Here is an 11,958-nt window from a genome sequence, read left to right on the forward strand (position 1 = left end):
TAGGGGGAAGTCTTTTATGCACAAAAAAATTACTCTCCCCCACTCGTTGAGTTTTGGCACGTGCATAGCTAGAGAGTTTTCTCAGCCACATTAGGTAAAACCTTAAGCCGGTAATACCTGTTGACCCATTGGCGTCTTTCGACGTTTCCGGGCAGTGGCGTTTGTCTATACAGAAGCCTCACCTAACGAAGGAAAGCCTTATTCAATTTTATCCATAAAAATTATAGCGTGGCGTACACCTAAAAGTCAAGATAGCCAAACAAAGAATTTGGCTCCTCGCTATTTCGCATAGGTTAATACAGAAGGCTTGGGTAAAGTTACTGCCGTTTGAGAATAACGATGGGCGTTTGTTCATCCTCGTTGCCAAAGGGGTTAGCCCGCAGGGCCTCCGTCACGGCCGGAAGGTAGCTCCTGTCGGTAATGCCCAGGATGTCAACGCACTTTTTATCGTTGACATCGGCAATCACCGCCTCGGCACCGGTGGCCTTTTTGATGTCCCGCACCAGTTGCCCCGGGTTTTTCGGTCCCATGACGATATGGCGCTCGTAGGGGTACATGGTCCCAGCAATATCGTCAATCAAAGACAACTGGCGCCCGGCGACAACGTAGAAAAGGCCCCTTTTCTTGATTAAACGGCCCAGGACGGCAGCTGCACAGCTGATAAAGCAAAAGGCATCGGCAGGGACTTTGGCCAGGCGCTCGCACCAGGAGGGATTCTCATCCTGGCTGCGGGTCATGACCACCCGGGCCTGTAACCCCTCCAGGATACCAGCTAGGTAGCCTGCTGTTTTCCAGGCCATATCCCTTTCCAGAAGGTTAACCGGCCCGCGCTGGCCGGTATCACTACCGCCATGGCCGGGATCGACAACGATTACCCGGCCTTGATAGAAATCCTGCAGGGGCCGGCGGCTGAAGCTCAGGCCAATCCGGTAGGGCATCCCTTCCGTACAGGTTAGCCGGGCCTGGACCTCTTCATTCAGGTCGATTTTAAAGGTTACCAGTTCCTCCCCGGAGGCAATAGTTACTCCTTTGATGATGCCGTCCTGAACGTATAGGGGGCCGGGGTCCATGGTCAGGGCGGCCCGGACCTGCACCTGGCAGAGGGTCGGTGCCGGGTAGCTGAGCTTCACCTCTGCCGGGGCGGTGGCCTCGATGGTTACGGTACTGAATTGCTCCCCGCCCTCTTCCTTTATTTTGCTGTACAAGTTGGTTAAGTGGGCCCTGGGGGCCAACTCCCTCACCTCGCTAAATATGCCCCGTTCATGATAAAAACGCTGGCCATAACAGGAGTATTTTACCGTACTAATTATAGCCTTTTCCAGGCCAAATGCAAGCCAGTCCTCTAACCTGTCTACATTTATTGATATTTCTATTGCGGCGTTCCCATGGTGGCCGGGCAGGGGCCTGGTAACTTTATCTGGTAACTTTATTATAGGCTTTACGCCTGACGCGAGAATATTATATGATTAAGGAGATTAAGATTGGAGGGAGATCATGGCCGCAAAGGATTTTTCTCCAGCCCCCCTTTCCAAGGTGCTTTATATAGCGATACTCTTTCTGGCTGTCGGCACAGTTGCGATTAAGCTGGGACAAGGCAGGTTAATATGGCAGACTCTCCAGCAAGGTGTCTGGTGGTGGCTAGCCCCGGCCACCTTTTTGCAGTTGCTATTCCTTTTAAATCAAAGTGCCTTATATGTCGCCGTCTATCAGATGGCCGGGCTCCCGGCGAAGATGAGGCACCTCTCTTCATTGGTAGTGGCAGCGGCTTTCGTAGCGGCAGTTGTTCCCGGAGGCACCATGGCGGGAACGGGGTTAATGCTCTATGATGCCCGGCGCCGGCAATGGGATATGGCCAGGGTGCTGGTAGCCAATATCCTTTTCTTCCTTTTCGACTACCTAGCTTTTTTTCTGGTACTCGCCATAGCCTTTATCTACCTCTGCCGGTGGAGCGACCTGCAAAAATACGAGTTGGTCGCCACCGCCATCCTGGTAGCCTTAATTGCCGCTCTGGCCTCAGGATTACTCCTTTTAGCCACAAGACCGGGGATATTTTTAAAGATGGCCCGCAAACTCGTTCATTCAGTTAATGGTTTTCAACCAGGTAAGATAGCCCAAACTATGAACTGGGACGAAATCCTAGAAGAATTCACCGGCAGACTTTCTTCTATACTGCAGACCATTCTCCGGGATCGCTCAGCTCTGGGGCGGGCGGCATGCCACGCCCTGCTGGTCGAAGGAATAGGCTTGCTCCAGCTCCAGGCCCTTTTCCTGGCCTTTCATCAAAACCCCGGTTTAGCCCGCTTAATTATTGGTTACGCCATAGGGGTATTGTTTATGATTGTTTCTCTCACGCCCCAGGGAGTCGGTCTCATGGAAGGAGCCATGACTGCCGCTTATGCCTCCCTGGGCATCCCTCTAGAACAAGCCGTTTTGGTCACTTTCATCTACCGCGGCTTAAGCTTCTGGTTGCCGATGTTCTGCGGCTTAATCCTTTTTAAACGGTCGGTGGCCCAATGATAAGGAAGGAGTTTCCTCGTCACCATACCCTGGCAGCCATTAGCGTCGGCTTGCTGGGTTTGAGTAACATCCTTTCTGCCTGGCTTCTCTATCATCCGGCCCGGATGATTTGGCTGCGACAATACCTAACAGGGTCAGTTTTACGGGGTAGCTGGCTCAGCAATATTGTTGCCGGAAGTGTCCAACTTTTTCTTTCCTGGAGCCTGGCCCGCCGGAAAAGACAGGCCTGGGGGATTGTCGTAATTATGCTCCTTGTAGCAACGGGTTCCAACCTGCTACGGGGTTTGCACTACGGCATGGCCGCCATCAACCTGATCCTTTTACTGATCTTGTTGGCTTTAAGGTCCGAGTTTACCGCCGCCAGTGACCCGCCTTCAGTGCGCCACGGGTTGGCGATTTTTGTCGGCACTACCCTTTTTACTTGCTTATACGGCCTTTTAGGTTTTTACCTGTTGGATAAACATTTCCACCAATTTTTTAGTATCCCTGAGGCTTTACGTCAGACAATGGCTTACTTGGCCTGGCTCAGTACGCCGGAGTTGGCACGGCCCAATCGCCTGGCCAAGTGGTTTTTAGATTCCCTGGCGATTATCCAGATGGGGGGATTAGTTTACGGGCTCGGCATGGTGCTACGCCCGGTGGTTTACCGCCGTACCGTCCTGTTAACGGAGCGGAAAAGGGCGGCAGCAATCGTTCAAAAATACGGCCGCTCCTCCCTGGTCCACCTGACTCTACTGCCGGACAAAGTATATTATTTCAGCCAATCAGGAGAAAGCTTCGTAGCCTACACGGTGATAGGCAATGTAGCTGTAATTCTGGGTGACCCGGTAGGCCCGCAGGAAGATATCCCGCACCTAGTAACTGAATTCACGGCGTTTTGCAACCGGAATGATTGGTACCCAGCTTTTTATCAAGTTCTACCTGATTTTTTAGCCGTCTATCAAGCCCATGGCTATAAAACCCTTAAAATTGGCGAAGAGGCAGTGGTCGACCTACCAACTTTTACCCTGGCCGGGAAAAGTCGCAAGAGCCTGAGGCAAACGGTAAATCGTATGGAGCGTAAGGGCTATATAACAGAACTGTATTTTCCGCCATTGAAGGATGAAATTTTAAGGAGCTTAAAAGAGGTGTCTGATGAATGGTTAAGAACAGAAAAAGGCGGGGAAAAAAGGTTTTCCCTGGGATGGTTCGACCCGGAATACATACGTTCCTGCCCCGTGATTGTGGTTAAGGACCCAGCGGGAGAAATTCAGGCCTTTGCCAACATCATTCCTGAATACCAGCGCCGGGAAGGAACCATTGATCTTATGCGCCGGCGGGGAGTGGAAAGGGGGCTGATCGACTTTATGTTTGTCCGGCTCATAGAATACTTTAAGGAAAAAGGCTATGATACCTTTAACCTGGGCCTTTGCCCGCTGGCCAACGTAGGCGAGCATCCCGGCGCCGGCTTGCAAGAACGCGCGGTTTATTTTTTATACCAGAATTTTAACCAGCTTTACAGTTTTAAAGGGTTACGCCAGTTCAAAGAAAAGTATGCTCCCCGCTGGGAGCCCCGCTATCTCATCTACCCCCATCCCCTGGTTTTGCCCAAAATTGCCGTAGCTATTGTCACCGCCGATGCAGGCGGTAGCCTGTGGAGCTACGTACAGGCCTGGTGGAAGAAACGCAATTTGGTTTAAGATTTGGTAGACAAGCCGGAATACTTTCTGTCCAGGCTTTTGATCCAAAGATAATTTTGTTGTTGTTATACCTGGCGATGCAGATCGACAGGAGCTACGGCCTGGCCGCGGTAGATGAACAGGTAAAGAGGACGGCGGTGGCCTGTGCCCGATAGCTTCACCGATCCAGAAGAACATGAGCGACTAACGGAGGAAATCGACGCCAATTTGGAACACTACCTCCGGATTCCCTATATAGAAAGCTATGAGGGATACGCTGATATGGAGGATTTTATCAGCGAAATAGATGATGCCCATGTTCGCGATTTACTGGAAGTGGCTATTATATTAATGGTAAGGGTGCCTTTCGTCGGTTTAAGGAGGTGTTAGCCCGCTACCCGGCTTGGCGGTAAAAATGGTTTAAATTCAAGGAAGAACGTGATATCCAGCGAGTAAAGGATTGGCTGAAAGAGGAAGGAATTGTCATCATAGAATAAATTAAAGCATTAAAGTTTAAATCATCCTGATAGCAAAATGCGGACAGACTTCAGTGCAGTAGCCGCACAGGAGGCATTTGTCGGGGTTAATCCTGGCCTTGCCGTTAACCATGGTGATGGCCTCATTGGTGCAGGCCTGCAGGCAGGCACCGTCGCCGCTACAGACGCTTTCCACTACAGCAAATCCCTTGGTGGAGGTTTCTACCGGCCCGGGGTCGGCGCCGTTAAAGTAGCCCAGGTTGTAATCCACCTCCGTCTCGTTGACCATGCCTACGGCCACAGCGGCAATGCCGGGTACCTGGCGGGCAAAGGCCATGGCGTCGTGGTAACGGCCCAGCAAATTGCCCCCGGCCAGGGCCTTCATCAGGTAAACCCCTTTGCCGGCGTCGACGGCGACGGCTATGGCCGCCAGCATGTCTTCCCGGCTGCCATCAATGATCCCCATGCCGGCGATATTTAACAAGGGGAAGATGACTTCTATTTCCTTTACCGTAGCTGCCTTGCGCACGGCCGCCACCCCGTGGGTGGAAAGGCCCACCGCCCCGATCAGCCCTTTTTCCTGGGCGTCCAGGAGGCAGCGGAAAGCGCCGGCCCTTTCCTCAAAAATGTTTGCCGTAGCCCGGGCGGCGTGAAGGTGGAAGATATGGATATAATCCACTGCCAGCTTTTCCCGGGCTTCCCTGATGGCCTGTTCCATATCATCGTAGGTAGTGGCGCTGGACTTGGTAGCTATAACTACTTCCCTGTTATGACCCTGGAGAGCTCTGCGAATGGGCTCGTAAGTTTCATAAATTTGAGCTGTATCGATAAAATTAACGCCGCCGTCCAGTGCCTTCTTGATGATCCTGGTACAGGTATCCACATCTATGTTTTTCTGGCGCGGCCCCATGGGCAGAGCCCCGAAGCAAAGCTCGGAAACTTTCATGCCGGTCCGACCAAGCTGGCGGTATTGCATCAGTTTCTCCCCCAAAGGTAAGATTTAAGACAAGATTTCAATGCCGTCTACGCGGCACCGATAAGAATGAAAAGAGAAACAGGGCTTTTTTCATAATTAACCTCTCATTGGGGCCAGTCCCCCCTCCGGCGCAAGACCCTGTAGCGCCCGAGGCGGCATCACCTAAGGGTAAAGTATGATCTCCTGGAATAAACCAACTACATCTACCATTAAGTTTTATGTTAACAAAACCTGGTGCCAGTGCTACAATAATATCTGCCATCAATTCCACTTCTTCCACCAGATCGCCGAATTTCCTCGTAGGAAACGGGGGAACCAGGTAAGAGGGGTTAATCCCCGCCCGGCCCGTGAGTCAGGAACCAGTTGACAGGGTTCCTCCAGGAAGTCCAGGGCGAGGTAGGGCCATCCTTGGTCCGCACCCGGCAGCTAACCTCGTAGGCGTGGAAGGGGGTGGAATTTTTTTGCCCTTATTGCCTGCAGGAAGCTTACCCCTCCCCCGGTAGACTATCAAACTTACATAAGCGTCTACCCTGTGATTTTCCTTGTGCTTGCACCACCTGGCTGTATGGGCATCTTTACCCTTGTTTTACCCGCGTCGTAACCATGGCATAAATTTCTTCCGCATCCAGGGTCTTGACCTCGCCCCCGGCCATGAGAATCCTCCCGTTAACGATGACGGTATCCACATCGCTGCCCCGGGCGGCGTAGACCAGGTTGGCCTCGACGTCGTTGGGCGGCATCAGGTGGGGCTGGCGCAAGTTGACCAGGATCAGGTCAGCCTTCTTGCCTGCTTCCAGGGTGCCGATTTTTTTATCTAAGCCCAAGGCTTTAGCCCCGTTCAAAGTGGCCATGGTCAGGGCCTGGTGGGCGGGTATGGCCGTTGGATCCCCGGTAATGCCTTTAGCCAGCAGGGCACAGGTGCGCATTTCGGCTATCATATCCAGATTGTTGTTGCTGGCGGCGCTGTCGGTGCCGATGGCTACATTGACGCCGGCAGCCAGCATCTCCTTTACCGGAGCCACGCCGCTGGCCAGTTTCAAGTTGCTCTCCGGGCAGTGGGCCACACCGACCTTTTTCGCGGCCAGGATGGCGATATCCTCGGTGGTTAGATGGACGCAATGGGCGCCCAGGACAGGCAAGTCCAGGAGGCCCAACTTGTTCACCAGGGCTACCGGGGTAGCCCCATAACGGGCTTTAATTTCTTCGACCTCTCCCCGGGTTTCCGCCAGGTGGATATGTAGGCCCACTCCCAGTCCGGCCGCGGTTTCCGCCACCTTAGTTAGGTATTCCGGCGCACAGGTGTTGGGAGCGTGGGGACCCAGCATGGTGGTCACCCGGCCCTCACCGGCGCCCTGCCATTCTTTAACCAGGCTGATGCCCGTCGCCAGGCGCTTACCAGCACCATCCTGAATACCAATTAACCCCTGGCTGAGGCAGCCCCGCAGGCCGGCCGCCACCACCGCTTCCGCCACGGCATCCATATAAAAATACATATCGGCAAAGGTGGTGGTCCCGGAGCGGATCATCTCCAGCAGGGCGAGCTGGGTGCTCCAGTAGATATCTTCCCGGTCGAGTTCTGCTTCCCGCGGCCAGATCTTTTCTTCCAGCCATTGCTTTAAGGGCAGGTCGTCGGCGTAACTGCGCAGTAGAGTCATGGCGGCGTGGGTGTGGGCGTTGACCAAGCCCGGCAGGGCGACCATCCCCCCGGCTGCAATGACAGTATCGGCCTGCCAGTCCGCCGCTATCCCCTGCGCCGGACCAACATAATCGAGGCGATCGTCGTTGATGGCGATGGCACCATCCTCTACCACCGCGCCAGCAATGGGAACAATGGTGCAGCCTTTGATTAAGATTTTACCCATGATTATTCCCCCTTCTCCCCGGCCAGGCCGCTGAACAGGGCGGCGGCGAAATCCCGGGGTTGAAAGTCTTTCAAGTCGTCCAGGCCTTCCCCCAGGCCTACCAGTTTGACAGGGATACCCATCTCCGCGGCGATGGCCAGGATCACCCCGCCTTTGGCCGTGCCGTCGAGTTTGGTCAGGGCAATTCCGGTAACACCGGTTGCTTCGCTGAAAAGTTTGGCCTGGGAGAGGGCATTCTGGCCGGTGGTGGCGTCCAATACCAGGAGGACCTCGTGGGGCGCTCCTGGCAGCTCCCGTTCGATTACCCGGTGGATCTTCTTCAACTCCTCCATCAGATTCGTTTTCGTCTGCAGGCGGCCGGCGGTATCCACCAGGATCACGTCGGCGCGGCGATTACGGGCCGATTGAATGGCGTCGTAGACTACCGCCGCCGGGTCGGCGCCGGCCTGATGACGGATTAGCCCGGCCCCGGCCCGCTCGGCCCAGATGGCCAGTTGCTCGCCGGCGGCGGCGCGGAAGGTGTCGGCTGCCGCCAGGACGACCTTTTTACCCTCCTGTTGAAAGCGGTAGGCCAGCTTGCCGATGGTGGTCGTTTTGCCGGCGCCGTTGACCCCTACCACCAGGATGACCGTCGGCGGCGTGGGGGACCAGCCCAGGCGGGGAATCTCCTCCCCCAGGATCCCGGCGACTTCCTCCTGGAGCAAATCGCCGACGGCTGCGGGCTCGCTTAGCTTGCGTTCCTTGACCTGCCGGCGTATCCTGTCTACCAATTCCATGCTGGTCCGGGCGCCGACATCGGCCGTGACCAGGATCTCCTCCAGCTCATCAAAGAAATCGTCATCCAGCCGGCTGCTACCGGACAGCAGCGCCCCCACCCGCTGGGTGAGATTCTGGCGCGTTTTAGTTAAACCCTCTTTAAGCTTGTTGAAAAAGTTCACCACAATTCCCCCTGTAGGATATGATCAACGTAACGTAAAAAGGCCTCCCCTCTACTTTACCAGAGGTGAGGCCTTTTGTCCAAGGGTGATGCGCGGGGTTATATATCCCGCCGTTTAAAGCTATAAATTGCCAGCGCCAGCAGGATAACAATATAGGCAACGGTGTAGAGGAGCATCAGGTTGCTGGGGGTAGACTGGCTGCCAAAGGGGCCCAGGGTCATCTGGGGATTGACAAAGCGGGGAAGGTCCTGGCCGTTACCGGCGGGCATCAGGTCCACTACCGTCGCCACCAGCCGCCGGTAGACGGCGTCCGCCGGCAGGAGGAGGCTGGTGATTACGCCGGTATAAATAGTGGCGGTAGTACTTTCCATCATAGCGCCGATCTGCTCCATCATGCCCCCGACGATGGCGATAGCGTAGAGGGCGAAGGCCAGGACGCCGTTACCCAGGGTGCTAAGCCTGGTGGTCCCCAACATGGTGACGGCCAGGAGGACCAGGGGCTCCAGGATAAAGAGGCCCAAGGCCGGCACCAGCCCGGGGATGATCAGGCCCGTTTGCCAGTAGATCAGGCCGGCCAGGGCCAGGAAAAAGAGGGCGGCATAAATCACCAGCATGGCGGCCAGGCCCAAAAATTTACCAAGTAGCAGGTCGCGGCGGGTGAGGGGCCGGACCACCAGGGTGTAAAGGGTGCCGTTCTCGATTTCCCCGGCGACGCTGCCGACAGCGGCCAGGATGGCCAGGCCCGCCAACAGGAAACTGGCCAGGTAGATCCCTAGGACAAAGATAGTAATCGCCTGCATCATAGCATAGTAACTGGTGGCGCTGGCGGCGGGATTGGGCGTATTCACCATATCCCGGGCTATAAAGTGCAGGCCGGTGCCGTAGAGAATGAGGAAGGCCAGGGTAAGGACGCCGGCGATGAGGGCTATCTTTTTCCGCCAGGCTTCCCGGAAGGTAAAGAGGGCCATCAGCCACATGCCTGCTCCCCCTCCCGTACCAGGTGGACGAAGATGTCCTCCAGGGAGTTATGGCCGGGCACCACTTCATAGATGCGGCAGCCCCCGGCCACCAGCCGGCCCACCAAGGCGGCGACCTCCTCCCGGTCACCCAGGGCCATGGTCAGCCGGTCGCCTGCCAGTTGCAGGTCTGGATAACACCGGCAGAGTTCCGCCGCCAGCTCCCTGGTCAGGCCAGCCAGCTCGATAGTGACCATCGTCGGGCCGGCCTGGAGTTCCGCCAGCCGGCCACTGGCGACTACCGTCCCCCTGTTGATGATGGCCACCCGGTCGCAGACCTGCTCGACCTCGCTCAAGAGGTGGCTGTTTAAGAAGACGGTCTTGCCGGCCTCCTTCAGGGCCAGGAGGATCTCCCTTACCTGGCGCCGGCCCAGGGGGTCCAGGGCCGAAGTAGGCTCGTCCAGGAAGACCACCCGCGGGTCGCCCACCAGGGCGGCCGCCAGGCCCAGGCGCTGCTGCATCCCCTTACTGTAGTGGGCCACCAGCTTCTGGCCTTCCCCGGCCAGGCCCCCCAGTTCCAGGACCTCGGCGGCCCGCTGCCGGGCGACCCGGCTATCCAGGCCGGCCAGGCGGGCGTGGAAGGTTAACAGTTCCTCCCCCTTCAGCCAGCCGTGGAGGCGGAAGTTCTCCGGTAAAAAGCCCACCTGGCGCCGGCCCCGGAGGTCCTGGGGCGGGTAGCCGGCCACCCGGGCCTCTCCGGCCGTGGGGTAGACCAGGCCCACCAGCATCTTCACCAGGGTGCTCTTGCCGGCACCGTTGGGGCCTAAAAGGCCGAAGACCTGCCCCTCTTCAACAGAGAGGCAGATCTCCCGGCAGGCCACCTGGCGGCCGTAGACCTTCGTCAGGCTCTGGGCTTCAATAATAGCCATTACTTAACCTCCGCCGCTACCCGCAGGGCTTCGTCCAGGGACAGGCCGCTGATAGCCCGCCAGCTATTACCCTGGCGCCAGGCCAGGATAATCTTGCCGTTAGTGGCGCCGTCGCTAAAGTAGACACCCTGGTTGCCGTTGACCGTGATCTCCCGCGCCGCCATCTCCCGGGTCCCCGGGATGGGCAGGGTATGCTGCCAATCGTTAATGGCCGCCAGTTGCTGGCGCAGGTTGGCGGGCAGGAAGGGTAAGTTCAACAGGGCCTGACGCAGGGCAATCAAATCAACTCCCTGGGGGGCGTCAATAGTCAGATCCCGGGCGGCGTAGAGGCTAAAACCCCCACCCTTAGATGGCTGACCATAGTCGGCCCGGACCAGGGGCGGGATGCTCAGGGTAAAGGACTTACCCCCCAGGTCGGCCGGCAGCAGGACGCCGCCGTGTTTCTGCAGGTAGCTGTTGAGCTTCTCGACATCGGGGGTAAAGGTAACGGTCGGCGACTGCTCTACGCTGATGGCCACCCTGTTCCGCCCGGCCAGGGTGGCGGGTAGATCCAGCTTCAGCCCACTGAGGGCCTCCACCTGGCCCGGGTCGGCTGCAACCCTCCCTACAGGCGGCTGCTTAACCTCCACCCGGCCAAAGTTCTTAATCGCGGCTTCGCCCCCCTGGCCGTTAAAGAGTTGATTCAACTGGGCCATATCCTCGGGGGTGATCTTGACCACCTGGATCTTTTCCATACGGAAGACGTTCAGGAACTGGGCAGCCAGGCTGCGGCCCGGGGCCCAGCTTAAGAAGACGGCCAGGGCCAGGACGGCCGCGGCCACGCCGGAAAACCACTTATGTTGCCGGATCATGTTAGCGATCCCCCTTGTTTTAGTCAGGGGCTGGTAGCGATGGGCCAGGGAGCCGGGACCAGGCGCCCGCAAACAACGACCGGCGGCCTCGGTATCCCACTGGTAAGCCTGCAGGGTCGCCCTTACCCTGCCGGCTAACTCCTCCAGGTCCTGGAGGCGGCGCCGGCAGGCGGGGCACCCTGCCAGGTGGCCGGCCACCCGGGCCGTCATCTCGGTATCCAATTCACCATCAAGGAAAGCTTCAAGAAGGCCTTCTTCCGGACACATGGTCGTCCCTCCCTTCCAGTTCGCTGTACAGGGCGGCGAAGTGCCGCCGCGCCCGGGCCAGGATGGTACCCACTGAATTCTTATCCACCTGGATGACCGCGGCAATCTCAGCGTAGCTGTGGCCCGCATTCTTTAAGAGCAGGCAGATGCGGTCCCGGGGCGGGAGTTTTGCCAGGCATTGATGGACCTGCCGGGCTTCCTGGCTGCGGATGACCGTTTCCTCCAGGGGGATAACGCCGGCTTCCACCCGGAACTGGCCCTCCTCGCGGCGGCGGCGCCGCTCTTCGCCGCGCAGGTAATTGTAGGCCAGGTTGGCCGCCACCCGGAGCAGCCAGCCGCCCAGGTTGCCTTTATCCCGGGGCGGCTGGCGGTAGAGCCTTAAAAAGGCTTCCTGGGTCAGATCCTCGGCCGCCGCCCGTTCCCCCAGGAGGTAATAGAGCCGCCGGTACACCAGGGGGTAGTAGCTCTGAAACAGGGCTTCGAATTCAGCAGATTTGATGGGTCATCCCTCCCTTGCCACCCCTGCTA

Annotated in this window: 11 protein-coding genes and 2 riboswitches; of the genes, 3 read left to right on the top strand and 8 right to left on the bottom strand. The window is 57.3% G+C overall.

The annotated features are described in order from the left end of the window. Window positions 1-31: 31 nt before the first annotated feature. A riboswitch (M-box (ykoK) riboswitch) is annotated at window positions 32-197 on the bottom strand. Window positions 198-317: 120 nt separating this feature from the next. Beyond that, window positions 318-1,232, bottom strand: coding sequence for an N-acetylmuramoyl-L-alanine amidase (locus tag SDD30_RS00270; protein WP_434072922.1), 915 nt, complete (start codon window positions 1,230-1,232; stop codon window positions 318-320). Window positions 1,233-1,494: 262 nt separating this feature from the next. Between SDD30_RS00270 and SDD30_RS00275 the strand changes: the two genes are divergently transcribed. From SDD30_RS00275 to SDD30_RS00285, 3 genes are all read left to right on the top strand, one after another. Next, a complete protein-coding gene (locus SDD30_RS00275; protein ID WP_434072923.1) occupies window positions 1,495-2,517 on the top strand; it encodes a lysylphosphatidylglycerol synthase transmembrane domain-containing protein in 1,023 nt (340 codons plus the stop codon). Then, complete coding sequence (locus SDD30_RS00280) at window positions 2,514-4,196, top strand: bifunctional lysylphosphatidylglycerol flippase/synthetase MprF (protein ID WP_434072924.1); 1,683 nt, start codon at window positions 2,514-2,516, stop codon at window positions 4,194-4,196. The genes SDD30_RS00275 and SDD30_RS00280 overlap by 4 nt, the downstream gene beginning before the upstream one ends. Before the next feature lie 144 nt (window positions 4,197-4,340). Continuing rightward, a complete protein-coding gene (locus SDD30_RS00285; RefSeq protein ID WP_434072925.1) occupies window positions 4,341-4,565 on the top strand; it encodes a UPF0158 family protein in 225 nt (74 codons plus the stop codon). A gap of 123 nt (window positions 4,566-4,688) precedes the next feature. On the opposite strand, the gene SDD30_RS00290 is transcribed toward SDD30_RS00285, so the two are convergent. The 7 genes from SDD30_RS00290 to SDD30_RS00320 form a co-directional block, all read right to left on the bottom strand. Continuing rightward, complete coding sequence (locus SDD30_RS00290) at window positions 4,689-5,627, bottom strand: aldo/keto reductase (protein WP_434072926.1); 939 nt, start codon at window positions 5,625-5,627, stop codon at window positions 4,689-4,691. A 275-nt stretch (window positions 5,628-5,902) separates the two neighbouring features. Next, a riboswitch (cyclic di-AMP (ydaO/yuaA leader) is annotated at window positions 5,903-6,083 on the top strand. 119 nt (window positions 6,084-6,202) lie between these two features. Further along, entirely contained in the window at window positions 6,203-7,489 is a 1,287-nt protein-coding gene (locus SDD30_RS00295; protein ID WP_434072927.1) for an amidohydrolase, read from the bottom strand. 2 nt (window positions 7,490-7,491) lie between these two features. Continuing rightward, window positions 7,492-8,427, bottom strand: a complete 936-nt coding sequence (ftsY, locus tag SDD30_RS00300) for a signal recognition particle-docking protein FtsY (protein WP_434072928.1) — start codon at window positions 8,425-8,427, stop codon at window positions 7,492-7,494. Between the two features lie 98 nt (window positions 8,428-8,525). Then, window positions 8,526-9,404: an ABC transporter permease gene (locus tag SDD30_RS00305; protein WP_434072929.1), complete on the bottom strand. Its 879-nt coding sequence runs from the start codon at window positions 9,402-9,404 to the stop codon at window positions 8,526-8,528. Further along, a complete protein-coding gene (locus tag SDD30_RS00310) occupies window positions 9,395-10,312 on the bottom strand; it encodes an ABC transporter ATP-binding protein (protein WP_434072930.1) in 918 nt (305 codons plus the stop codon). The genes SDD30_RS00305 and SDD30_RS00310 overlap by 10 nt, the downstream gene beginning before the upstream one ends. Continuing rightward, complete coding sequence (locus SDD30_RS00315) at window positions 10,312-11,430, bottom strand: anti-sigma factor family protein (RefSeq protein ID WP_434072931.1); 1,119 nt, start codon at window positions 11,428-11,430, stop codon at window positions 10,312-10,314. Before SDD30_RS00315 ends, SDD30_RS00310 begins: the two co-directional genes overlap by 1 nt. After that, complete coding sequence (locus tag SDD30_RS00320; protein WP_434073118.1) at window positions 11,405-11,929, bottom strand: RNA polymerase sigma factor SigX; 525 nt, start codon at window positions 11,927-11,929, stop codon at window positions 11,405-11,407. The genes SDD30_RS00315 and SDD30_RS00320 overlap by 26 nt, the downstream gene beginning before the upstream one ends. Window positions 11,930-11,958 lie beyond the last annotated feature (29 nt).

It is taken from the genome of Moorella naiadis (nom. illeg.) (assembly GCF_051020825.1).
GTDB lineage: Bacteria > Bacillota > DSM-521 > Neomoorellales > Neomoorellaceae > Neomoorella > Neomoorella naiadis.

Coding starts and splice junctions, on each gene's coding strand:
- SDD30_RS00275 (WP_434072923.1), top strand. CDS start 1,495: ATGGCCGCAAAGGATTTTTCTCCAGCCCCCCTTTCCAAGGTGCTTTAT.
- SDD30_RS00290 (WP_434072926.1), bottom strand. CDS start 5,627: ATGCAATACCGCCAGCTTGGTCGGACCGGCATGAAAGTTTCCGAGCTT.
- SDD30_RS00310 (WP_434072930.1), bottom strand. CDS start 10,312: ATGGCTATTATTGAAGCCCAGAGCCTGACGAAGGTCTACGGCCGCCAG.
- SDD30_RS00305 (WP_434072929.1), bottom strand. CDS start 9,404: ATGTGGCTGATGGCCCTCTTTACCTTCCGGGAAGCCTGGCGGAAAAAG.
- SDD30_RS00315 (WP_434072931.1), bottom strand. CDS start 11,430: ATGTGTCCGGAAGAAGGCCTTCTTGAAGCTTTCCTTGATGGTGAATTG.
- SDD30_RS00295 (WP_434072927.1), bottom strand. CDS start 7,489: ATGGGTAAAATCTTAATCAAAGGCTGCACCATTGTTCCCATTGCTGGC.
- SDD30_RS00280 (WP_434072924.1), top strand. CDS start 2,514: ATGATAAGGAAGGAGTTTCCTCGTCACCATACCCTGGCAGCCATTAGC.